Annotated in this window: 20 protein-coding genes, 1 tRNA gene and 1 riboswitch; of the genes, 10 read left to right on the top strand and 11 right to left on the bottom strand. The window is 72.0% G+C overall.

The features are described from left to right. Positions 1-513 carry a GNAT family N-acetyltransferase gene (locus ACGFI2_RS13740; RefSeq protein WP_393515594.1) on the top strand — a complete coding sequence of 171 codons (513 nt, stop codon included), beginning with the start codon at positions 1-3 and terminating at the stop codon, positions 511-513. Here ACGFI2_RS13740 and ACGFI2_RS13745 read toward each other — a convergent pair. Next, positions 483-1,265, bottom strand: a complete 783-nt coding sequence (locus ACGFI2_RS13745) for an aminotransferase class IV family protein (protein WP_393515597.1) — start codon at positions 1,263-1,265, stop codon at positions 483-485. The genes ACGFI2_RS13740 and ACGFI2_RS13745 overlap by 31 nt on opposite strands. Positions 1,266-1,522: 257 nt before the next feature. Between ACGFI2_RS13745 and ACGFI2_RS13750 the strand changes: the two genes are divergently transcribed. Continuing rightward, the gene (locus tag ACGFI2_RS13750; RefSeq protein ID WP_393515599.1) at positions 1,523-1,867 is read left to right on the top strand and encodes a hypothetical protein; all 345 of its coding nucleotides are present in this window, start codon (positions 1,523-1,525) and stop codon (positions 1,865-1,867) included. Between the two features lie 91 nt (positions 1,868-1,958). On the opposite strand, the gene ACGFI2_RS13755 is transcribed toward ACGFI2_RS13750, so the two are convergent. Continuing rightward, a tRNA-Gly gene (locus ACGFI2_RS13755) sits at positions 1,959-2,032 on the bottom strand. 201 nt (positions 2,033-2,233) lie between these two features. Here ACGFI2_RS13755 and ACGFI2_RS13760 point away from each other — a divergent pair. After that, positions 2,234-3,214, top strand: coding sequence for a zinc metalloprotease (locus ACGFI2_RS13760; protein ID WP_393515602.1), 981 nt, complete (start codon positions 2,234-2,236; stop codon positions 3,212-3,214). 143 nt (positions 3,215-3,357) lie between these two features. Here ACGFI2_RS13760 and ACGFI2_RS13765 read toward each other — a convergent pair whose 3' ends face one another. Next, the gene (locus tag ACGFI2_RS13765; protein ID WP_393515605.1) at positions 3,358-3,906 is read right to left on the bottom strand and encodes a pyridoxamine 5'-phosphate oxidase family protein; all 549 of its coding nucleotides are present in this window, start codon (positions 3,904-3,906) and stop codon (positions 3,358-3,360) included. Between the two features lie 78 nt (positions 3,907-3,984). On the opposite strand from ACGFI2_RS13765, the gene dcd reads away from it, so the two are divergent. Then, positions 3,985-4,563, top strand: a complete 579-nt coding sequence (gene dcd, locus ACGFI2_RS13770) for a dCTP deaminase (RefSeq protein WP_278108718.1) — start codon at positions 3,985-3,987, stop codon at positions 4,561-4,563. A 71-nt stretch (positions 4,564-4,634) separates the two neighbouring features. Here dcd and ACGFI2_RS13775 read toward each other — a convergent pair whose 3' ends face one another. Beyond that, entirely contained in the window at positions 4,635-5,612 is a 978-nt protein-coding gene (locus ACGFI2_RS13775) for an NlpC/P60 family protein (protein WP_393515609.1), read from the bottom strand. A 67-nt stretch (positions 5,613-5,679) separates the two neighbouring features. Further along, positions 5,680-5,817, bottom strand: a riboswitch (cyclic di-AMP (ydaO/yuaA leader). A 233-nt stretch (positions 5,818-6,050) separates the two neighbouring features. Here ACGFI2_RS13775 and ACGFI2_RS13780 point away from each other — a divergent pair. Then, positions 6,051-8,084, top strand: a complete 2,034-nt coding sequence (locus ACGFI2_RS13780; protein WP_393515612.1) for an N-acetylmuramoyl-L-alanine amidase — start codon at positions 6,051-6,053, stop codon at positions 8,082-8,084. A gap of 66 nt (positions 8,085-8,150) precedes the next feature. On the opposite strand, the gene ACGFI2_RS13785 is transcribed toward ACGFI2_RS13780, so the two are convergent. From ACGFI2_RS13785 to ACGFI2_RS13795, 3 genes are all read right to left on the bottom strand, one after another. After that, on the bottom strand, positions 8,151-9,161 hold the full coding sequence (locus ACGFI2_RS13785; RefSeq protein WP_393515615.1) for a C40 family peptidase: 1,011 nt from the start codon (positions 9,159-9,161) through the stop codon (positions 8,151-8,153). 170 nt (positions 9,162-9,331) lie between these two features. Further along, positions 9,332-10,336 (bottom strand): hemolysin family protein, encoded by a 1,005-nt coding sequence (locus tag ACGFI2_RS13790; RefSeq protein WP_393515618.1) that lies wholly within the window; start codon positions 10,334-10,336, stop codon positions 9,332-9,334. Next, complete coding sequence (locus tag ACGFI2_RS13795; protein WP_393515844.1) at positions 10,329-11,636, bottom strand: hemolysin family protein; 1,308 nt, start codon at positions 11,634-11,636, stop codon at positions 10,329-10,331. The genes ACGFI2_RS13790 and ACGFI2_RS13795 overlap by 8 nt, the downstream gene beginning before the upstream one ends. A gap of 82 nt (positions 11,637-11,718) precedes the next feature. On the opposite strand from ACGFI2_RS13795, the gene ACGFI2_RS13800 reads away from it, so the two are divergent. Further along, entirely contained in the window at positions 11,719-12,390 is a 672-nt protein-coding gene (locus ACGFI2_RS13800; protein WP_393515621.1) for a GPP34 family phosphoprotein, read from the top strand. Positions 12,391-12,454: 64 nt separating this feature from the next. Here ACGFI2_RS13800 and ACGFI2_RS13805 read toward each other — a convergent pair whose 3' ends face one another. Both ACGFI2_RS13805 and ACGFI2_RS13810 read right to left on the bottom strand, forming a co-directional pair. Next, positions 12,455-14,653 (bottom strand): (Fe-S)-binding protein, encoded by a 2,199-nt coding sequence (locus tag ACGFI2_RS13805; RefSeq protein WP_393515624.1) that lies wholly within the window; start codon positions 14,651-14,653, stop codon positions 12,455-12,457. A 177-nt stretch (positions 14,654-14,830) separates the two neighbouring features. Further along, complete coding sequence (locus ACGFI2_RS13810) at positions 14,831-15,094, bottom strand: cell division protein CrgA (protein ID WP_281585724.1); 264 nt, start codon at positions 15,092-15,094, stop codon at positions 14,831-14,833. A gap of 230 nt (positions 15,095-15,324) precedes the next feature. On the opposite strand from ACGFI2_RS13810, the gene ACGFI2_RS13815 reads away from it, so the two are divergent. The 4 genes from ACGFI2_RS13815 (at position 15,325) to ACGFI2_RS13830 (ending at position 19,003) form a co-directional block, all read left to right on the top strand. Then, positions 15,325-16,131, top strand: coding sequence for a DUF881 domain-containing protein (locus ACGFI2_RS13815; protein WP_393515627.1), 807 nt, complete (start codon positions 15,325-15,327; stop codon positions 16,129-16,131). A gap of 938 nt (positions 16,132-17,069) precedes the next feature. Further along, entirely contained in the window at positions 17,070-18,062 is a 993-nt protein-coding gene (locus ACGFI2_RS13820) for a class E sortase (protein ID WP_393515630.1), read from the top strand. A 3-nt stretch (positions 18,063-18,065) separates the two neighbouring features. Then, entirely contained in the window at positions 18,066-18,347 is a 282-nt protein-coding gene (locus ACGFI2_RS13825; protein ID WP_393515633.1) for a hypothetical protein, read from the top strand. A 5-nt stretch (positions 18,348-18,352) separates the two neighbouring features. After that, a complete protein-coding gene (locus tag ACGFI2_RS13830; RefSeq protein ID WP_393515636.1) occupies positions 18,353-19,003 on the top strand; it encodes an aminodeoxychorismate/anthranilate synthase component II in 651 nt (216 codons plus the stop codon). A gap of 64 nt (positions 19,004-19,067) precedes the next feature. Here ACGFI2_RS13830 and pknB read toward each other — a convergent pair whose 3' ends face one another. Together pknB and ACGFI2_RS13840 are read right to left on the bottom strand one after the other, a co-directional pair. Next, a complete protein-coding gene (pknB, locus tag ACGFI2_RS13835) occupies positions 19,068-20,885 on the bottom strand; it encodes a Stk1 family PASTA domain-containing Ser/Thr kinase (protein ID WP_393515639.1) in 1,818 nt (605 codons plus the stop codon). After that, a complete protein-coding gene (locus ACGFI2_RS13840) occupies positions 20,882-22,249 on the bottom strand; it encodes a serine/threonine-protein kinase (protein ID WP_393515642.1) in 1,368 nt (455 codons plus the stop codon). The genes pknB and ACGFI2_RS13840 overlap by 4 nt, the downstream gene beginning before the upstream one ends.

Below are 22,249 nucleotides of genomic sequence, written 5' to 3' on the forward strand. Positions count from 1 at the left end.
ATGCCGGAACTCGAACGACTCACCGCCGGACACGCCCCCGCGGTACTGCGGTTCGAGCGGGAGAACCGGGCATACTTCGCCCGATTCGTGCCCGATCGGGGCGACGAATACTTCGCCGGTTTCGCGGCCCGGCACGCGGCCCTGCTCGACGAGCAGGAGCGCGGCATCTGCCACTTCCACGTGCTGACCGAAGACGACGGTGCCGTCCTCGGCCGGTTCAACCTGGTCGACGTGGTCGACGGCAACGCCGAACTGGGCTACCGGGTCGCCGAGCACGCCGCCGGACGCGGCCTGGCCCAGCACGGCGTCCGACGCGTCTGCGACCTGGCCCGCGACGAGTACGGGCTGCGCCGGCTGGTCGCCTCGGCCGCGCTGGCGAACCCGGCGTCGCTGGCGGTGCTGAGGCGTATCGGTTTCGCGCCCGACGGCGAGGTGGAACTGAACGGCGAGCCCGGCGTGCGGCACATCCTCGACCTCACCGCTCAGATCTCCACCGGCGGCTCCGCCCGGTAGGCCCGATGCAGCGTCGCCAGGAACGCCGGCGCGTCCGGCAACGTCGCGGAGCCGATCCGGGACACCCCCACCCCGGGCGTCCACGAGTTCATCACTGCCGCCCCGGCGTGGTCGGGCAGATCATCGAGCGTGATCGGGTGAGTGCGCTGCGACACACCGAGCTGGGTCAACTGCCGCCGAAGGACGCCCATCGTGGTGCCGGCCAACATGGGCGCCTCCGGCCAGACGACGGAGTCGCCGTCGAAGAACGCCAGGTTCCAGATGGTCGCCTCGGTGAGCCGGCCCGTCCGGTCGACGAACGCCGCGTCGTCGAAGCCGTCCCGGATCGCCTGCCGGGCGAGATGGCTCTTCGCCAGCTCGCCGACGTGCTTCACCGCGGGGAGGAACCGCTCGTACTCGTACGCCGCCAGCGCCAGCGGCCCGGCGGGCGGCGACGCGGCGGCCCGGGTCCGGACCAGCAGGTCCGGTTCATCCTCGTCCGCACCCGAATAAATGGTGGCGGTCAGCGTGACGTCCGGTGGGCCGGCGTTGATCGCGACCCGCAGCGCGGTGCGCACCCGGTCGTCGGGCAGCGCGGCGCCGAACAGCTCATGGGAGGCTTCCCGCAGGCGGGCCAGGTGCAGGTCGAGGCCGCGTACCCGGCCGCCGCGCACCTGCATGGCGGTGAAGTGGGCGTTCCCGGCGAAGGCGAGCGGCGCCAGGTCGTCGACGGTCGCCGGCCGGCCGTTGCGGTGTACGGCGAAGAAGGCCATGCCGGAACTCTAGAGGCGGTCCTGGCCGCCACCGTTTCGAGGAGCGGTCACCCCCTCGTCGCGCAGCTCCGTGGCGACGGTCAGGACGTACCCCTCGCCATACGGATCCACCGGGGGATGGACCACCCAACGAGGGCTGGTGCCACGACCCAGGACGCAGGGCTCCGCCATGCCCGAGAGTCTGCGGTGGCAGGCTCCCGACCGTCCACCGGATTCGCGGCCGGTGGCGGTAGCGAATGTGCGGGAGACTGGCAGGCGTGGAAATCACTTCCGGCGGTACCCCCGGACCGCGTCTCGCCGACCACCTGGCCGTCCTGGACAACAACGTATACGGCAGCCTCACCGATGCCCCGCCCGCACGGGAACTGGCCGAGATGTTCGTCCGGGCGGGCTGGCGCGCTCGCGCAAGTTCGTGGACCGACTACGAGGTCAAGCACGAGTGGGCGTGCATCGAGTTGATGGAGCCGCGCATCTTCAGCGGTGTCGTCGAGCCGTCCCGGACGGAGGAACTCGGGGCCGTGCTCGCCGGATTCGGCCTGCGCTACTCGATCGAGCTGTGGAGCGAGGACCGGACGACCCTGGTGCGGGAACTGACCGGCTGAGCCGTCAGCTCATGGTCGATCTCACCCGTGCCCACTGCGGGTAGCAGCGAGGCCCTGGCCGGGACTCTCATCCTGGGCAGGGCCTTCGTGCTGGAGCGGGTGACGGGAATCGAACCCGCACTGTCAGCTTGGGAAGCTGATGTTCTGCCATTGAACTACACCCGCGGGCGGCACCACTGTACCTGAGGTCACCACGCCCGTGCACCCAGGTACCTCCGCCGGAGCGGTCGGGCCGGTCGATCAAGCAATTTGCCCGCCGGCAACATATGGCCGTTCTCAAATTCGTCGATGGGATGTAACGTCTGCTCCACGTTTCCGACCCGGCGTGACACACCCCCGGTCACGTCGTAAGAAAGAGGTGGGCCCATGGGACTCCGTCCCAACCTGCTGACCCGGCGTACCGCCGGTGTCGCGACGTCGACTCTCGCGCTGCTGCTCAGCACCGCGGCCGTCGGCGTCGTCCCCGCTGCTTCGGCCTTCTCGGCCGCTCCGGCCGGCGTCTGCGCCGAGCCGGCCGACGCCCACGCCGACGCCCGCGTCGCCAAGGGCGGCAACGCCAAGCTCGACCCGAACGAGCTGACCGCCAAGCAGGTACGCGAACGCGAGGCCGACCTCGCCGCCGCGCAACGCGCCCGGGCCAGCTTCCGGACCGGCGCCGTCGCCCCGCTGGCGACCGTGACCATCCCGGTTGTCGTGCACGTCATTCAGAAGAGCAGCACCCGGGCCGGCGGCAACATCCCGGACTCGCTGATCAACCAGCAGATCAGCGTGCTCAACCAGTCGTACGCGGGCTCGACCGGCGGCGCGGCCACCGCGTTCTCGTTCCAGCTCACGAAGATCAACCGCGTGACCAACACGTCGTGGTACCCGATCGTGCAGGGCTCCTCGGCGGAGCGGTCGATGAAGACCTCGCTGCGCACGGGCGGCAAGAACACGCTCAACATGTACCTGGGTGAGCTGAGCGACGGCCTGCTCGGCTGGGCCACGTTCCCGAAGCAGACGCTGGACAAGATGGACGGCGTGGTCGTGCTCAACGAGTCGCTGCCCGGCGGCACGGCGACCAACTACAACCAGGGTGACACCGGTACCCACGAGATCGGCCACTGGCTGAACCTCTACCACACCTTCCAGGGCGGCTGCTCGGGCTCGGGTGACAGCGTCTCCGACACCCCGGCCGAGGCGTCCCCGGCCTACCAGTGCCCGACCGGCCGGGACACCTGCTCCACCACCGGCAAGGACCCGATCACCAACTTCATGGACTACACCTACGACTCCTGCATGTACCAGTTCACCGCCGGCCAGGCGAGCCGCATGCTCACCGCGTGGAACGCCTACCGCGCGGCCTGACCTGACGCACCACGCACGGTGCCGGCCCTGTCCTCGGACAGGGCCGGCACCTGTCGTTTCCGGGCCGGGCCAAGCGGGCGGCCTCGTCCGACCAGCCGGGCGGCGGCCTCGCGGCCCGGCCATCGGACGGCCTCTCGGCCCGGTCAGGCGGCCGGGCGGCGGGTGTCGAAGCCGTGCCGGCCGCGCCGCCCCTCCGCAACGAGCGGTTCGCGTCGAAGGGCCGGCGTGGCGCCCCGCGGGTCGAGCCAGAGCCGCACCTGCGGCCGACCGGCACCGGAACGGACCACCGGATCGCGCCGGGTCAGCATCGCCACGTCGACGGTGAACTCGAACAGCCGCCAGTCACCCCGTGGCACCGCCCGGCCGAGCCCGGCCAGCCGGGCCACCGTGGCCGGATCGACCACCGGGCGAGCCCGGCCCGCCACGTATGCCTCGTCGTCGCTCTCCTCCGGCGGGAAGGAGTGCAGCGCGAAGCGGCCGTCGCGTTCGAGGTCGCGCCGTTTCGGTGAGTCGATGACGAAGCACCAGAGCCCGTCGTCGGTGATCAGCGGGGAGACCGGGTGCACCCGGGGGCCCCCGTCGGCGCGGACCGTGGCGAGGTAGCCGAAGCCCGGCCCGTACTGCTGGATCAGAAGGCGGATCTCGGCGGCGAGGCGGGGCTCGTCGGCGGCGAATTCGGACCAGGAAGCCATGCGGACATTCTATCGAACAGGTGTACGAAGAAGTAGTCCGACACGCAGGTCACCGATAGCGGTCGCTATGGTGTTCCGATGCTGCTCTCCGACCGCGACCTGGTCTCCGAGATCAAGGCGGGCACGCTCGCGCTGGAGCCCTTCGAGCCCACGCTGGTGCAGCCGTCCAGCATCGACGTACGCCTGGACCGGCTGTTCCGGGTCTTCAACAACCACCTTTACACCCACATCGACCCGTCCGTGCAGCAGGACGACCTGACATCGATGGTGGAGGTTCCCGAGGGGCAGCCGTTCGTGCTGCACCCGGGCGAGTTCGTGCTCGCGTCCACACTCGAGGTGATCTCGCTGGGCGAGGAACTGGCCGGCCGACTGGAGGGCAAGTCGTCGCTGGGGCGACTCGGTCTGCTCACCCACTCCACCGCCGGCTTCATCGATCCGGGCTTCTCCGGCCACGTCACACTGGAGCTGTCCAACGTGGCCAACCTGCCGATCACGCTCTGGCCGGGCATGAAGATCGGTCAGTTGTGCATCTTCCGGCTCTCCTCGCCGGCCGAGCACCCGTACGGCTCGGCCGTCTACGGCTCGCGTTACCAGGGCCAGCGCGGCCCGACGCCGAGCCGGTCCTGGCAGAGCTGGCGCACCTGGCCGACCCGCTGACGCTCTCCGCCGCTGTTGAGCGGGGCCCCCTCCTATGCGGAATGCGTTGACAGGGGGCCCCTCCTTGCACCTCAGCCGGGGCGGCCGTAGCTGTTGATGTCGCCGTCGTCGACGCGCTTCATGGTGATGGGCTTGCCGGACTGGGAGGCGTGCACCACCCAGCCGTCGCCGACGTACATGCCCACGTGGTGCAGGTCGCCGTAGTAGAAGACCAGGTCACCGGCGCGCAACTCGGCGCGGCTGACCCGCCGCGTGACGTTGTGCTGCTGGCGGGCGTTGTGCGGCAGCGAGACACCGGCCTTGGCCCAGGCGGCCATGGTCAGGCCCGAGCAGTCGAAGTGGTCCGGGCCGGCGGCGCCCCAGACGTAGATCTTGCCGATCTGGGCGCAGGCGAACTTGACCGCCACCCCGGCCGCGCCGCCGGGATATCCGGCCGGGCAGGGGGCCGGCCGGAGCGGGCCGCCGCCACCGTTGCCGTACACCTTGAGCCGCAGTTTCTGGAGCTTGGCGATCTCGGCGTCGATCTGCTTCTTCTTCGCCGCGAGCTGCGCCTCGGTACGGCTCAGGTCGGCGACCATCGCGTCCAGCGGCTTCTTCTTCGCGGCCAGCTCGTCGCGCAGCTCGGCGATGTCGCGTACCTGCTCCTGCTGGTGGTGCGCGAAGCGGTCGAGCATCTCCAGACCGCTGACCAGCTCGCTCGGTGAGCGGCTGCCCAGCAGGGCGTTGACGGTGGAGAGGTTGTCACCCTTGTAGGCGTCGGCGGCGAGCCCGCCGACCTGCCCGAGCGCGGCGTCCACCCGGGCCTGGAGCGGGGCGATCTGCTTGCCGAGCGCGTCGGCCTGCCGGCGTCGCACGCCGAGCTGCTCGCGTACGGCGTTGACCTGCTCGATGACGGGTTCGAGCTTGTTCCAGTCGCGGTCGATCTGGGCCTCGATCTCGGCGACCGAGGGTTCGGCGCGGGCCGCCGTCGCGCCACCGGTCAGAACGACCGCGGCGCCGACCAGGGCGGCGAGTGTGGGGGTGAAGCGGGACCAGCGGGAACGCGGCACGACTGCGGACCGGTCCGTGGACCGGCTCGACGTCGGCCGCGGGGCATGGTGTGCCACCGGGCGTCCGTACTCCTTCGTCTGACCGCCTACCGGGTTAGCTGACGGGTTCGGGCGGGAAGGGAGCCGCCCTACCGCAGTGACTGCGGATTCACCCCAGGTACCTGGGTCCCCGGTTCGCCCGTGGGCGACTCGGCGGTGTCGGACCGTCACCGCCCGGGTTGGACGATGAAACTGGCGGCCGACGATTGACCAGAGTAGGGACCTCTGTTATCGATCCGCAACCCGAACGGCAGTGACACTCCGTACCGGATGTGCCGGTCGGACGCGAATGAAGCTTTCTTTCACATCAGATTACCCACCGGAAAGGCATTGACCCTCCCGGGCCAACGGAGTGAGGGTGGGGGACGCAGTGACCCCCATCCCTGTCCAGGAGGTTCGATGCACCTCTCACCCCCGCCCTCGGGCGGACGGATACTGCTCGCCGCCGCCGTGGCGACCGCCGCCGCGCTGGCGACCACCGGCCCGGTGACCGCCGCGCCACAGGCCGCCCCACCCGCCGGAGACCGGCAGCAGCAGTACGCCGCCGCGGCGGCCGAGTACGGCGTGCCGCAGAACGTGCTGCTCGGGGTCTCCTACCTGGAGTCCCGCTGGGATGCCCACCCGGGCCAGCCCAGCACCAGCGGCGGCTACGGCCCGATGCACCTGACCGACGCCACGCACGTGCTCGCCACGCCGGGCAGCGCGCACGTCGACGAGGACGAGGACCCGCGCGGCGACGACTCACGCCCGCTCACCCTCGACCCGGCCACCGCCGCCGCGCCGGCCCGGGAGACACCACTCCCGACGGCCTCGCTACAGACGCTCGACGCCGCCGCGACGCTCACCGGGCTCGACGCGCAGAAGCTGCGCACCGACCCGGCCGCGAACATCCGTGGTGGCGCGGCGCTGCTCGCCTCGTACCAGAAGGCACTGGGCGGGCCGGTCGGCGCCGGCAGCGACCCGGCGGCCTGGTACGGCGCGGTGGCCCGCTACTCCGGCGCGGACACCTCCGACGCGGCGGCCGCCTTCGCCGACGAGGTCTACGACCAGCTCGGCCAGGGCGCGACCCGCACCACCGACGACGGGCAGCGGGTCACGCTGGCCGCCACCGCCGCGCGCCCGGACCGCGCCGGCCTGGCCCGGCTCGGGCTGCGCCACGCCGCGCGGCCGGACGGGCTGGAGTGCCCGGTGCGGCTGGCCTGCGAGTGGATCCCCGCGCCGTACGAGCAGCTCAGCGCGGACCCGGGCGACTACGGCAACCACGACCTGGGCAACCGGCCGAAGCAGCAGAAGATCGAGTACATCGTCATCCACGACACCGAGGGCTACTTCGACCCGAGCGTCGACCTGGTGAAGCGGGCCGACTACCTGGGCTGGCACTACACGCTGCGCTCGGTGGACGGTTACGTCGCCCAGCACATCAAGGCCAAGGATGTCGGCTGGCACGCCGGCAACTGGTACGTCAACGCCAAGTCCATCGGCCTGGAACACGAGGGCTTCGCCGGGCAGGGCACCTGGTACACCGAGGCGATGTACCGCAGCTCGGCGAAGCTGGTCCGGTACCTGGCGCAGAAGTTCGGCATCCCGATGGACCGGCAGCACATCATCGGCCACGACAACGTGCCCGGCACCACCGCCGGCACCGTCCGGGGCATGCACTGGGACCCGGGGCCCTACTGGGACTGGTCGCACTACTTCGACCTGATGAAGGCGCCGTTCCGGACCACCGGCACGTCGCGTACCGGGCTGGTCACCATCGACCCGGACTTCGCCACCAACCGGCCGGCGTTCGTCGGCTGCAACCAGCAGCCGCCGGGCGTGCCGACGCCCACCCCGCCGGCCGAGACCTGCCCGTCGCGCGGCTCCTCGGCGGTGATCCTGCGGAGCGCGCCGAGCGCGGACGCCCCGCTCGTCAACGACCTCGGGCTGCGCCCGGACGGCACGCCGGACACCATGTACATCTCGGACCACGGGGCCCGCGCCTCCGCCGGACAGACGTACGCGGTGGCCGGCCGGCAGGGTGACTGGACGGCGATCTGGTATCTCGGCCAGAAGGCGTGGTTCCACAACCCGGCCTCGGCGCCCACCGGGAAGTGGGCGACCGGCTTCGTGGTGACGCCGCGGCCCGGCAAGGCCACGATCCCGGTGTACGGCCGCGCCTACCCGGAGCAGGCCGCCTACCCGGACACCATCCCCTACCAGGCCATCTCCCCTCTCCAGTACACGCTCGCCGCCGGCCAGCGGTACGCGGTCGGCGGCGTGCTGCCGGGCGAGTACTACCGGGCCGTCTCGTTCGACGGCTCGGCCCCCGGTGACCAGACCGTGGTGCGGGGCGAGAACCGCTACGTGCAGGTCCAGTTCGGCCACCGGATCATGTTCGTGAACCTCGCCGACGTGCTGATCCTGCCGTCGCCGGTCGGCGCGCCGCGCTGACCCGGAACGGCGGAAGGCCCCCGGTCCAGGTGGACCGGGGGCCTTCTCCGTCGTGGCCGGCTCGGGTCAGCTGACCCGGATGAAGCCGGCGAGCGGTTGCGTGCTGATGCTCGACACCTGGACCGGTTTTCCGGTCCGGGGCGCGTGCACCATCACCCCGTTGCCGAGATAGAGCCCGACGTGGTGCAGGTCGCTGCCGAAGAAGACCAGGTCACCGGGTCTGGCCTCGGAGCGGGAGACCTTCCGGCCCTCGTTCCACTGGGCGCCGGTGAAGTGGGTGAGCGAGATGCCCGCCGCCTTGTAGGCGTACTGCGTCAGGCCGGAGCAGTCGAACGAGTTCGGGCCGGTGGCGCCCCACACGTACGGGTCGCCGACCTGGGCGCACGCCGTCTTGATCGCGGTACGCGCGGCGCTGCTCACCACGCCGTCGATGTTCGGGCAGCCGGCCGGGCGGATCGAGGTCACCGGCAGCATCGCGGTCAGCCGCTTGATCTCCGAGTCGATCTGCTTCTTCTGCGAGGCCAGCTGGGCCTCCTGCTTCTGCTCGGTCACGATCAGCGCGTCGAGCTTCTGCTTCTCCCGGTTGTACTTGTCGCGGGTCGCGAGCACACCGGCGATCTGCTTGCGCTGGTCGTCGGCAAGCCGGTCCAGCATGACGAGCTGCTCGGCAAGCGTGCCCGGCTTGGTGCTGACCAGCAGCGCGCCCATCTCCTGCGACGGGCCCCGCATGTAGTAGCGGGCGGCGATGTCGCCGACCTTGTTCATGGCCAGCGTCGAGGCCAGCTCCAGCGGCACCATCTTGTTCTGGAGGTCCGCGGACTTCTTCTTGTTGACCTTGAGCTGGGAGCGGACCTTGTTGTACTGCTCGATGGTGGGTTCGAGCTTCTCCCACTGCTTGTCGATCTGCGCGTCGATCTCGTCCACCGAGGGCGCCGCGTGCGCCGGGGCCGTCAGCATCCCGGCGCCGACCGCGACGGCCGCGACCAGGGTGAGGAGACGGCGTACCACCCGGTGGAACCCGGCCGACCGGCCGGGTGGGGCGCTCGGGGCGTGACGTCGAGGGGGCATGGTTGCCACCGGCACGGACTCCTTTGCAAGCGACCGGCGGGCGCCTCGCGAGAGGGAAGATCGAGGCGGACGACCCACAACGGTCGGTGCATCACATTAGGGAAGGCACCGGGGTGGAATCAAGGCGGACCGTTGTTCAATCACGTGTCCGCAATCAGTTGCACACCAAGGGTATTCATTCACTTGCCGACGATAGCTGTCAATACATCGTCGAGCGTGACCACGCCCAGGGGCCGGCGACCGTCGCTGACCAGCACCATGTGCCGGCGCTCGCGGCGCATCGCGAGCAGCAGATCGGCCAGCGTACGGTCCGGCGGCACCACGGCCAGCGGCCGGTAGAGCTCCGCCGGCACCGGGCCCCGCCGGCTCGCGCCGGCGTACCCGAGCACGTCCTTGACGTGCACGAAGCCGAGCACCCGGCGGGTGGACCGCTGTACCACCGGGAAGCGGGACCGGCCGGTACGGGTCGCCAGCACCTCCAGCGAGGCGGGTGAGACGTCCTCGGCCACGGTGGTCACCGTGGACCACGGTTGCAGGGCGTCGGCCGCGGTGCGGGTGTGCAGGGCGAGCGCGCCGGTGATCCGGGCGTGCTCCTCGGCGTCCAGCAGCCCCTCGGTGCGCGCCTGGGAGACCAGCCCGGCCAGCTCCTCGGCGGTGAACACCGTCTTCACCGCGTCGGTCGCCTCCACCCGCCACCACCGCAGCACCTGCCGGGCCGACCACTTCATCGCCAGCAGCAGCGGCTTGGTGGCCAGGCAGAAGACGAGCATCGCGGGGCCGAGCCACAGCGCCGACGGTTCCGGACCGGCCAGCGTGATGTTCTTCGGCACCATCTCGCCGACCACGGTGTGCAGGAACACCACCACCGCCAGCGCGATCACGAACGCCACCGGGTGCACCGCGGAGGCCGGCAAGCCGATCGCGGTGAACGGCGCCTCCAGCAGGTGGGCCAACGCCGGTTCGGCGATCGCGCCGAGGCCGAGCGAACAGACGGTGATGCCGAGTTGCGCGCCGGCGATCATCAGCGGGATCTGGTTCATCGCGGCGAGCGCCCAGCGGGCCCGCTTCGACGTCGCCGCGAGCGGTTCGATCACGGTACGGCGGGACGCGATCAACGCGAACTCGCTGCCCACGAAGAAGGCGTTGCCGAGCAGCAACACCAGGGCGACAAGCAGTTCAGGCACCGTCGTCGGGCTCCTCGGGGCGAACCACCCGGACCTGCTCGATCCGGTGCCGGTCGACCTCCACCACGGTGAACTCGTACCCGGCCTCGTCGACCGACTCGCCGGGGACCGGGATGCGGCCGAGCCGGGCCATGAGGAAGCCGCCCAACGTCTCGTACGGCCCGTCGGGCAGCCGGAAACCGGTCTGCTCGATCAGCTCGTCGGCGCGTAGCACGCCGTCCACCAGGACGGTCCGTTCCCCGCCGGGCACGGTCAGCTCCGCCGGCCCGAGGTCGCCCACCGCGGCCGGGTCGAACTCGTCGGCGATCTCCCCGACCAGCTCCTCGACCAGGTCCTCCACGGTCACCACGCCGTCGGTGCCGCCGTACTCGTCGACCACGATGGCCAGGTCCGCGCCGGCGTCCTTGAGCGCGGCCAGCACCCCGTCCAGGTCCAGGCTCTCCGGGACGTACACCGGTTCGCGGGCGACCGAGGCGACGGTGGTGGCCGAGCGGCGGGCCAGCGGCACACCGAGCGCGTCGGGCACCCCGACGACACCGGTGACCAGATCGAGCGTCTCCTCGTACACCGGGAACCGGGTCCGGCCGGTCTGCCGGGACAGGTCCAGCAGCTCGGCCACGGAGGCGGTGGCGCGCAGCGCGATCACATCGACGCGCGGCGTCATCGCCTCCGCGGCCCGCTTGTCGCGGAACCGGATGGTGCGGCGCAGCAGCATCGCGGTGTCCGGTGGAAGCGCGCCCGCCCGCGCCGAGATCGCCGCCAGCAACCCCAGCTCCTCCGGGGAACGGGCGCTGGCCAACTCCTCCTGCGGCTCCACGCCGAGCCGGCGGACCAGCCGGTTGGCCGAGTCGTTGAGCAGCCGGATCAGCCAACCGAAGGTACGCGAGAAGGCGCGCATCGGCGCGGCGGTGGCCAGTGCGGCAGGCATCGGGCGGGCCAGCGCCAGGTTCTTCGGCACCAGCTCGCCGAAGAGCATCGAGAGGAGCGTGGCCAGGGCCAGGGCGAGCAACCCGGAGAAGCGGTCCGCGCCGCCGAACGGGCGCAGCAGCGGCGCGACGAGCCGGGCCAGCGCGGGCTCGGCGAGATAGCCGGTGAGCAGCGCGGTGATGGTGATGCCGAGCTGGGCGCCGGAGAGCTGGAAGGAGAGGTCCCGCAGCGCCCGGCGGACCGTGGCGGCCCGGCCGTCCCCCTCGCCGGCCCGCCTGTCGATCTCCGCCCGGTCGACGGTGACCAGGGCGAACTCGGCCGCGACGAAGAAGGCGTTGCCGGCGGTCAGCAGCACGAAGCCGACCAGGGGCAACAGCGTCAGAACCAGCAGGCCGTCGATGGGCGTGATTGTGGCACGCGGGCGCCGCTGGTGCGCCACCCGTAGCGTGGCGGGTATGGACGGCCTGCTGCTCACCGACGAACTGCTCCTGCTCGCGTACGACGACGGCGGCACGAACCGGCTCGGTCGCCCGCACCTCGACTACGGCCTCGCCGGTGCGCTGCTGCTGGAGCTGGCTCTCGCCCGCCGGGTGGAGGTGGCGGACAAGCGGCTGGTGGTGACCGATCCCACCCCGACCGGCGTGCCGCTGCTCGACGAGGCGCTCGGCACGGTGGCGGCCAGTCGGCCGCGCAAGCCGAAGGACTGGATCGGCAAGCTGGCCAAGGGCCTGCCGGACCGGGTGCTGGACGGGCTGGTCGGCGCCGGGGTACTGCGCCGGGAGTCCGACCGGGTGCTGCTGGTCTTCCCGCGTACCCGCTATCCCTCGCCGACCGGCGCGGAGCCGGCGGCGGAGACCGCGGCCCGGGCGCGGATGGTGGCCGCGCTGGTCGGCGACGGGCCGGTCGACGCGCGGACCGCCGCGTTGCTCGCCCTGGTCCGGGCCGTCGGCCTGGACCGCAAGCTCTTCCGGGAGCTGCCGAAGGATCGGGTCAAGGCCCGGCTGAACGAGATCGCCGCCGGCGACTGGGCCTCCGCCGCCGTGCGGAAGGCGATCGACGAGATGCAGGCCGCGCTGATCGTCGCGACCACGGTCGCCAGCACGACGGCGATCTCCGCCGGCAACTGAACGACGGCGGCGGCACCGCACGGGTGCCGCCGCCGTCGTTGGTCCGGCTCTCCTTGGGTACGCCTCAGCCGGCTGCCGGCGCGGTCTCCGGCTCGCCCGCCGGGGCCTCCGGCTTGACCGAGCGCAGCAGCACGCTTGCCACGTCGACCACCTCGACGTCCTCGCCGGCGCCCTTGCCGTTCACGCCGTCGTTCAGCATGGTCGAGCAGAACGGGCAGCCCACCGCGATGGTCTTCGCCCCGGTGGAGATGGCCTCCTCGACCCGGTCCACGTTGATCCGCTTGCCGATCTTCTCCTCCATCCACATCCGGGCGCCGCCGGCGCCGCAGCAGAAGGAGCGCTCGCTGTTGCGCGGCATCTCGGTCAGCTCGCCCTGCATCGAGTCGCCGAGGACCTCGCGGGGGGCGGCGAAGATCCGGTTGTGCCGGCCCAGGTAGCACGGGTCGTGGTAGGTCACCCCACCGTCGACCGGCTGCACCGGGGTGAGCTTGCCGGCGCTGACCAGATGGGCCAGCAACTGGGTGTGGTGCACGACCTCGAACTCGCCGCCGAGCTGGCCGTACTCATTGCCCAGCGTGTTGAAGCAGTGCGGGCAGGTGGCGACGATCTTCCGCTTGGCCTTCTCCCGACCCTCGAACGCCTCGTTCAACGTCTCGACGTTCTGCTGGGCGAGCATCTGGAAGACGAACTCGTTGCCGATCCGGCGGGCCGGGTCACCGGAGCAGGTCTCGCCCTCGCCGAGGATGGCGAAGCTGACGCCGGCCTCGTTGAGCAGCGTGGCGACGGCACGGGTGGTCTTCTTGGCCCGGTCCTCGAACGCGCCGGCGCAGCCGACCCAGAACAGGTACTCGAAGTCCTCGACCTCGCCGACCCGGGGCACCTCGAAGCCGAGGCCCTTGGTCCAGTCCTCGCGGGTGTTCTGCGGCGCGCCCCACGGGTTGCCCTTGTTCTCCAGGTTGCGCAGCATCACGCCGGCCTCGGAGGGGAAGCTCGACTCGATCAGCACCTGGTAGCGGCGCATGTCGACGATGTGGTCGACGTGCTCGATGTCCACCGGGCACTGCTCGACGCAGGCGCCGCAGGTGGTGCAGGACCAGAGCACGTCCGGGTCGATGACGCCGCCCTCCTCGGCGGTGCCGATCAGCGGGCGGTCGGCCTCGGCCATGGCCAGCACGTCGACGCCGGCCAGCTGCTCCTCGGTGCCCTTCTCCTCGCCGGTCAGGTCCTTGCCGCCGCCGGCCAGCAGGTAGGGCGCCTTCGCGTACGCGTGGTCGCGCAGGCTCAGCACCAGCAGCTTCGGCGACAGCGGCTTGCCGGTGTTCCAGGCCGGGCACTGCGACTGGCAGCGGCCGCACTCGGTGCAGGTGCTGAAGTCGAGCAGGCCCTTCCAGGTGAACTGCTCGACCTGGGCGACGCCGAACTGGTCCTTCTCCGGGTCGGCCTCCTCGAAGTCGAGCGGCTTGCCCTCGCTTGTCATCGGGCGCAGCGGGCCCAGGCCGGAGCCGGCCGGCTTCTCCGGGTCGCGCTTGAAGAAGATGTTGGGGAAGGCCAGGAAGCGGTGCCAGGCCACGCCCATGGTGACGTTCAGCGAGATCACGATGAGCCAGGTCATCGAGATCATGATCTTGATGAGGGCGGCCACGCTGACGCCGGCCGTCCAGGCCGGGAGCGCGGCGCCGACCGCGTGGCTGAGCGGGGTGGCCCAGACCGGGTACTCGAAGTGATCGGTGGCCACCTTGAAGCCGCGGATCACGAAGCCGAAGATCAGGACCAGCAGGACGACCCACTCGACGAAGTAGCCCTGCCACATGGTCGACCCGGTGAACCGGGACAGGCCGCCCGGGCGGGTCGGCCGGTTGCGCAGCCGGATCGCCATCAGCACCACGATGCCGACCAGGCCCAGGATGCCGATCCACTCGGTGGCCAGGCCGAAGACCGTCCAGTGCCCGATGATCGGCAGCCCGCCGCCGGGCGTGACCACCTCGAAGTACGCCTCGAGCACCAGCAGCGACAGCACGATGAAGCCGACCATCACGAACCAGTGCGCGGCCCCGACCACGCTCCACTTCAGCATGCGGGTGTGGCCGACGGTCTCCACCAGCATCTTCGTCGTGCGGGCGCCCTTGTCGGCGAACCGCTCGGGCGCGGGCTGCCCGAGCCGGATGACGGCCGTCATCTTCATGACCGCGCGTACCGCAAGCCACACCGCAACGGCGGTGATGGCGGCCGCGAGGATCGTGGTGACGATCTGGACGCTGCCCATCGAGTTGGCCTCCCGGTCTGCTGCTTGTCAGTGCAGCCTACGCGGAAGGTTACTCAGCAGTAACGTGAGTCTTCTCGCATCGGCCACGCCGCCCTGCGGACACCTTAGGTGGACCGAGACCCGGGTGCCGGGCAGGGGCGGCGTGGCGTGACGTGAGTTGGGGTGCGAACGGGCCGATCAGCGCCAGCGGGAGAGCAGGATCAGCGAGGAGACCATCGCGCCGAAGCCCACCGCGAGGTTCCAGTAGCCCCACGAGGCGACCGGGTACGCCTGCTCGGAAAGGTAGTAGACGACCAGCCAGCCGATGCCGACCACGATCAGCGCGACGGCCGTGACCGGCAGCCAGATCGGGCTAGGCTTGCGCGTCGACGCCGTCGCCGTCGGACGCACGTCCGTCGGCGGGGTGTACACCTTCTTCTTGCGGACCTGAGACTTGGGCACGACGCTCTCCAGAGGGGGGTACGACCTCGTCCGGCCTGACAACCGGGCGCGGGGGCGACGGTCCATGGCCAATAATGTTCGACAGTTAGCGTAGTCCGGAAGGACCGTCCAGGCCACGAATGGGGTCGGGCCGGTGCACGGAGTTACCGAAAAGAGCGGACTTTTCGGGTCGAGCAGGGTGGTTCGCGTCGACGCGGGCCGGAACGAGACGACGGGAAAGGGAACGCCCGGTGGAGTACACGTCCGGCGCCGCCTCCTGGCAGAAGGCTCTCCGCCGCGCGGTGGCCGGTCTGCTGCCCCGGCGAGCGCGCCAGCGCCGCCCGGGCTGGTCGATCGGCGTGCCGCTGATCGCCGCCGCGGCCGGGCTGCTGTTCACCACCACCGCGACCACCGCCGGCGGCACCTCGCTGCGCGAGGACCGGCGCCCACTACTCACCCAACTGATCGAGGACCGACGCGAGCAGGTGGCGGCCAGCGAGGCGAAGGCCGCCCGGCTGCGCGACGAGGTCGAGGAACAGACCGAGGCCCTCGCCGGCACCGACGGGCCGGTGAAGACCCAGCGGGACAGGGCCGCCGCGATCCGGCAGGCCGCCGGGTTCACCGCGCTCACCGGCAGCGGGATCACGATCGAGTTGAACGACGCCGACTGGGGTCCCGGCCAACCGCTGCCCAAGGGCGCCAGCAACGACGACCTGGTCGTGCACCAGGGCGACGTGCAGGCGGTGGTGAACGCGCTCTGGGCCGGCGGCGCGGAAGCCATGTCAATCATGAACGTCCGCGTGCTCAGCACCAGCGCGGTACGCTGCGTCGGTAACACCCTGCTGCTGCACGGCCGGGTTTACTCCCCTCCTTTCAAGATCGTGGCCATCGGCGATCCCGCCGAGTTCCAGCGGGCGCTCGCCGCCTCTGAAGGAGTCCGGGTGTTCAAGGAAGTGGCGGACCACTACCAGCTCGGCTACCGCGAGCAGGTCTCCACCGTCACCGTGCCGGCGTTCGAGGGTTCCACCGCACTGCAGTCCGCGACGGTGCCCAGGTGAACGGCGACGGCCCCGGCGAACGCGACGGTCGCGGCCGGGCCCGACCGGAGGAGCCGACCGCGTTCCTCCCGCAGGCGGGGCGCCCGGCGCCGCCGAAGGCCGAACGCCCGACATCGCCACCCCCGCTCGATCTGCCCTGGCCGGACGCCGGCCCGGCCCACTCCGCCCCGGCGCGACGCGGCCCCGCCCGACCGACCGCCCCGCCGCCCGCCTGGCCGGGCAACCAGCCTCGCCCGCCGAGCGCCGCGTCCCGCGCCGAGGCGTACCCGCCGTCGCGCCACCCCGGTCGACCGGCGGCCGGCCCGGAGAGCCGGAACACGCCCGGCGCCCGGCCGGCCGCCGGTCCACCCGGGCCCGCTGCCGCCGGGCCGGAGGCGCGACTCGCCGGGCCCCTCGGGCCCCGGGAACGGCTGCCCGCCGGACCCGTCGGACCGGAGACACGACTCGCCGCCGGACCGCCCGCCTCCGAAGCCCGGCGGTTCGCCGACCCGCCCGGTCCCGCCGCCGGCCGGCGGTCCGACTCCCCCGGGCGGGGAGCGCATTCCCGCCCGGCCGACGACGACACGTCCGACCGCCGCTCCGGCCCGGACCGGGCCGTCGCCCCACCCGGTCGGCCCGTCGCCACACCGGACCGCGCCGCTGCCACACCGGACCGGCCCGGGGTCACACCGGGACGGCCTGCCGCCGCCCCGGGTCGGCCCGGAGCCATACCGGGACGGCCTGCCGCCATCCCAGGTCGGCCCGAAGCCACACCAGGTCGGCCCGAAGCCACACCAGGCCGGGCCGGGGCCACACCAGGCCGGCTCGGAGCCACACCAGGCCGGACGGGGGCCACACCGGGCCGGCCCGAGGGCAGGCCGGGCCGAGCCGGGGACGCGCTCGCGGCCGGCGTGCGACCGGCCGCACCGGGCGACGGACCGACCCAATTCATCCCGCCGGTGGCGGAGCGGTCCCAGCGGCGCGCCGACGTACCCCGATCGGGTGGCCCGACCGGACGCGGGCCGGACGCGACCGTGCCGGCCGACCCCGGGGCGACCGCGGTGCTGCCGGCGGTCCCGCGCCCTCCGGCGGATCCGCGGCTCGACGCCACCGGGCTGATGGGCGCGGTGCCCCCGGTGCCCGACACCGGCGACGACGACGGCGCCGAGCCGCCCGCCGAGCCGCCGCGGCCGCGACGCGGCGAACGGGTGGTGCAACTCCGGCCGGAGCAGACCGGTGAGGGCTACAAGAGCGTCTACTCCGAGCTGACCCGTCCCACCACCGGCTCCCGCGTGCGCACGCTCGTCCGGGGCGCCGGGGAACTGCTGATCACGTTCGGTCTGGTGGTGCTCCTCTTCGCCGGCTACGAGATCTGGGGCAAGTCGGTCATCGTCGACGCTCACCAGAACGATCTGAACGGCCAGCTCGCCCAGGAGTGGGCGGCGGACCCGACGGTCGGTCCGACGACCGGCCCGAGCACGAAGCCGAAGCCGCCGGCCGAGGGAAAGCCGGTCGCCGGCCTCTACATCCCGAAGCTCGACAAGCACTGGGTGGTGGTCGAAGGGGTCAGCCCGGACGACATCCGGTACGCCCCGGGCCACTACCCGGACAGCGCCATGCCCGGCCAGGTGGGCAACTTCTCCGTCGCCGGGCACCGCATCCGGTCCACGTTCTGGCGGCTGGACGAGCTGAAGACGGACGACACGATCCTGGTCGAGACCAAGACCGAGTGGCTCGTCTACCGGGTCTACCAGCAGCGCATCGTCAAGCCGTCCCAGGTCGAGGTGGTCGCGCCCGTGCCGGGCAGGCCGGGCAGCAGGGCGACCGAGAAGCTGCTCACGCTGACCACCTGCAACCCCAAGTTCGACAACTACCAGCGGCTGATCATCCACGCCCGCTTCGACCACGCCCAGGCGAAGTCGGCGGGCCGACCGGCCGAGCTGGAGGGCTGAGCCGTGTACTCGTGGATCTGGCGGAAACTGCCCCTCGGGCTGCCCGGCAAGCTGATCGGTTCGGTGCTGCTGGCCACCGCCACGGTCGCCCTCCTCTGGCTGGTGGTCTTCCCGTGGGCCGAGCCGCTGCTGCCCTTCGACGACGTGCAGGTCGAGCAGCCCGCCGGCGTGCCGGGTGGCAATCCCGGAGAGCTGACCGACCCGACGGGACAGCCCGCCGAGGACGAGGAGCTGCCCTACAGCACCGAGACGAACAACGCCCCGCCCTCCACCCCGAACAGGTGACCCCGATGCGCGTCCTGGTGATCGACAACTACGACTCGTTCGTCTTCAACCTGGTGCAGTACCTGGGCCAGCTCGGCGTGGACTGCGACGTCCGCCGCAACGACGAGATCGACGTGGCCGAGGTGGGCCGGGCCGGCGCGGCGGGCGTGCTGCTCTCACCCGGACCGGGCAGCCCGGACCGGGCCGGCATCTGCCTGGACGTGATCCGCGAGTACGCCGGCAAGCTGCCCCTCTTCGGTGTCTGCCTCGGCCACCAGGCCATCGGCGAGGCGTTCGGCGCCACCGTGACCCGGGCGCCGGAGCTGCTGCACGGCAAGACCTCCGAGGTACGCCACCACGGCGTCGGCGTGCTCGCCGGCCTGCCCGACCCGTTCACCGCCACCCGCTACCACTCGCTCGCCGTGCTGCCCGAGACGCTCCCAGACGAACTGGAGGTCACCGGCCGGACCGCCTCCGGCGTGGTGATGGCGATGCGGCATCGGACGCTGCCGATCGAGGGCGTCCAGTTCCACCCCGAGTCGGTGCTGACCGAGGGCGGCCACCTGATGCTGGCGAACTGGCTGGCCACCTGCGGCTTCCCGGCAGCGCTTGAGCGGGCCCCGGAGCTGGCCGCCGAGGTCGACGCGCGGCGTCGGGCCGCCTTCGCCACGGCCTGAGAGCCCGGATACGCCACGTGGCGGCACCCCGGTCGGGGCACCGCCACGTGTGGGTCGACAGCCGTCAGCCGTTGCTTCGCGCCGGCGGGACGGTCGGGAACGGGAAGCCGCCACCGCCGCCGCCCGGCGTGGTCGGCGTCGCGCTGGGGGTACCGCTCGGCGTCTCGCTGGGGGTCTCTTCCGGCAGCGGTACGTCGACCTCGATCGTGACCCGCTGGCCCTTGGCCAGCTTCTTCCCGGCGGACGGGTTCTGGCCGCTCACCTTGCCCGCCTGGGCCGGTTCGACCTGCTCGCCGTCGACCACCCGGACGTCATAGCCGGCTTCCTTGAGCCGCTTCTTCGCCTGGTCCTCGGTGAAGCCGCGAACGTCCGGCACCTCGTTGACGTCGCCCTTCGACACCTCGAGGGTCACCTCGCTCCTCGGCTTCACCGTGCTGCCGCCCTTGGGTGACACCCGGACGACCTGCCCCGCCGGAGCGCCGCTGCTGACGTCCTTGCGGACGACGGTGAGCCCCATGCCCTCCAACTGCGCCTTCACGGCGGTGTAGTTGCCGCCCTCCAGGTCCGTCGGGATGGTGACGTCATCCGGGGCGGCGCAGACCTGCACCGTGACGGCGCTGTTCTTCTCCACCCGCTGGCCGAACGGCGGGGTCTGCCCGACCACGGTGCCTTCCTTGCACTCTTCATTCTTCACCGGAGCGCCGGCCACGAAGCGCAGCCCGGCCTGGGTGAGCGCGGCCTGCGCCTCGGCCTGCGTGCGGTCCACCAACTGCGGCACGGAGACCTTCTCGTTGCCGGCCTGGTTGAGCCAGAGCGCGGTGCCCAACGCGATCACCGCGAGCACGCCGAGCGCGGCGAACGTGGCGATGACCCAGGAGGAGCTCTTGCGCTTGCGCGGGTCACCGACCCGGGCCGGCGCCTGCTGGCGGGTCTGCGGGCCCATCATCTGGGTCTGCTGCGCCGCCTGGTAGCCGCCCGCGGCGGCCCCCATCGGCATGGTCTCCTCGGTGGGCATCACCGGGGTGGCCAGCACCGGCCGGCCGGCGGCGGCACGGAGCAGGTCGGCCCGCATCTCGCCGGCGCTCTGGTAGCGGTTGAGCGGGTTCTTGGAGAGCGCCTTGAGCACGATGGCGTCGACCGCGGGGTTGACGTCCGGGTTGATCGTGCTCGGCGTCGGCGGCTGCTCCCGCACGTGCTGGTAGGCGACGCTGACCGGGCTGTCCCCGACGAACGGCGGGTGCCCGCAGAGCAGCTCGAACAGCACGCACCCGGCCGCGTAGACGTCGGACCGGGCGTCGACCGCCTCGCCGCGCGCCTGCTCCGGGGAAAGATATTGTGCGGTGCCGATGACCGCGCTGGTCTGCGTCATCGTGGTGGCGCCGCTGGCCAGCGCCCGGGCGATGCCGAAGTCCATCACCTTGACCTGGCCGGTCTGGGTGAGCATCACGTTGCCGGGCTTGATGTCCCGGTGGATGATCCCGTGCCGGTGGCTGAACTCCAACGCGGCGCACATGTCGGCGCAGATCTCCAGCGCCCGGCGCGGCTGGAGCCGCCCCTCGACGCCGAGGACCTCCTTCAGGGTCCGCCCGTTGACGAACTCCATCACGATGAACGGCAGTGTCTCGCCGGTCGGCGCGGTCTCCTCGCCGGTGTCGTAGACGGCGACGATGGCCGGGTGGTTGAGCGAGGCGGCGTTCTGCGCCTCCCGGCGGAACCGCATCTGGAAGGTGGCGTCGCGGGCCAGGTCGGTACGAAGCATCTTGATCGCGACGTCCCGCCCGAGCCGGAGATCGCGACCGCGGTGCACCTCCGCCATGCCGCCGTAGCCCAGCAGCTCGCCGACCTGATACCTGCCACCGAGCAGGCGGGCCTGCGCTGTCATCGCGTCTCTCGTCCTTCGCTCGTCGTCGTACCGCCGCCGGCCGGCTGGAGGCGTACCTCACGACGGTACGACGTGCGGACCGGATAGTCGCCCCCGTACGCCCGCACCGCGCCGGAGGTCACGCTCACACTCACGGAACCGGGTGCGCCGGCGGCACCGGCCACGTATTTCCGGTACCAGAACGAAATCACGCCCGAGCAGAGGATGACCAGCACGGCCACCAGGATCGCGGTGGTCCAGAGCCCGGAGCGCGAGCGCCGGGGTGGTGCCGGCGGCGGCGCGGCCGGCGGGCGAGCGTACCCCAGGGGGTTGTGCGGGGGTCGCGGTTGCGGGACGGGCGCCGCGCCGCGCGGACCCACCGGTGGGCGGGGCTGCGGGGCGGGATGCGCGACCATGGTCGGGCGCGGCCCCACCGGTGGGCGGGCCGGCGCCACCGGCGGCCGGGGCTGCGGGCGGGGCGTCGCGGTCGGCACCTGCGCCCGCGCGGCGGGCGCGGCCGGCGAGGCCGGTACGCCCGAGATCGGACGGCCGCCGCGCGCCTGCTGGGACAGGGTGAGCTTCGCCTGCCGGGCGACGCTCGCCAATGCGGCGGCACTGGGCCAGCGGGCCCCCGGATCCTTCGCCATCGCCCGGTCGACGATGGCCCGCACCTGCGGCGGGATGTCGCCGGGAAGCGCCCGGGGACTCTCCCGCACGTGCTTCATGGCGATCTCGAGGGGATTGTCCCCCTCGAAGGGACGCCGACCGGCCAGGCACTGGTAGGCGACCACGCCGAGCGCGTAGACGTCCGAGGCGGGGGTGGCGACCGCGCCGGTGGCCTGCTCGGGCGAGATGTAGGAGGCGGTGCCGAGCACCGAGCCGGCGGCGGTGAGCTGACCGACCAGCTCCGACCGGGCGATGCCGAAGTCGGTGAGCACCAGCGTGCCGTTCGGCCGGACCAGCAGGTTGCCGGGTTTCACGTCGCGGTGCACGATGCCCTTCTCGTGCGCCGCGTGCAACGCGTCGGCGGCCTGGGCCAGCAGTGCCATGGTGCGGGCCGGGGTGAGCCGGCCGACCCGGCCGAGGGTGGCGGAGAGCGCGTCGCCCTCCACGTATTCCATCACCAGGAACGCGATCTGCTGGTCGCTGCCGAAGTCGTAGACGTCGACCACGCCGGGGTGGTTGATGGTGGCCATGGTCCGGGCCTCACCGCGGAACCGCTCCGCGAAGCCCGGCTCGTCGAGCAGCGCGGGAAGCAGGCTCTTGACCGCGACCGTCCGGCCCAGCACCTGATCGGTGCCGCGCCAGACGTCGCCCATGCCACCGCTGGCGATCCGCTCGTCCAGCCGGTAGCGGTTGCCGAGCTGAACCCCCGGGCTGAGCAC

The organism is Micromonospora sp. NPDC049282 (genome assembly GCF_043197045.1).
GTDB lineage: Bacteria > Actinomycetota > Actinomycetes > Mycobacteriales > Micromonosporaceae > Micromonospora.

Bases quoted from the DNA above. Each gene is read 5' to 3' on its own strand.
- ACGFI2_RS13740 (WP_393515594.1), top strand. From the start codon at position 1: ATGCCGGAACTCGAACGACTCACCGCCGGACACGCCCCCGCGGTACTG.
- ACGFI2_RS13800 (WP_393515621.1), top strand. From the start codon at position 11,719: ATGGACGGCCTGCTGCTCACCGACGAACTGCTCCTGCTCGCGTACGAC.
- pknB (WP_393515639.1), bottom strand. From the start codon at position 20,885: ATGACAGCGCAGGCCCGCCTGCTCGGTGGCAGGTATCAGGTCGGCGAG.
- ACGFI2_RS13780 (WP_393515612.1), top strand. From the start codon at position 6,051: ATGCACCTCTCACCCCCGCCCTCGGGCGGACGGATACTGCTCGCCGCC.
- ACGFI2_RS13765 (WP_393515605.1), bottom strand. From the start codon at position 3,906: ATGGCTTCCTGGTCCGAATTCGCCGCCGACGAGCCCCGCCTCGCCGCC.
- ACGFI2_RS13760 (WP_393515602.1), top strand. From the start codon at position 2,234: ATGGGACTCCGTCCCAACCTGCTGACCCGGCGTACCGCCGGTGTCGCG.
- ACGFI2_RS13830 (WP_393515636.1), top strand. From the start codon at position 18,353: ATGCGCGTCCTGGTGATCGACAACTACGACTCGTTCGTCTTCAACCTG.
- ACGFI2_RS13805 (WP_393515624.1), bottom strand. From the start codon at position 14,653: ATGGGCAGCGTCCAGATCGTCACCACGATCCTCGCGGCCGCCATCACC.
- ACGFI2_RS13745 (WP_393515597.1), bottom strand. From the start codon at position 1,265: ATGGCCTTCTTCGCCGTACACCGCAACGGCCGGCCGGCGACCGTCGAC.
- dcd (WP_278108718.1), top strand. From the start codon at position 3,985: ATGCTGCTCTCCGACCGCGACCTGGTCTCCGAGATCAAGGCGGGCACG.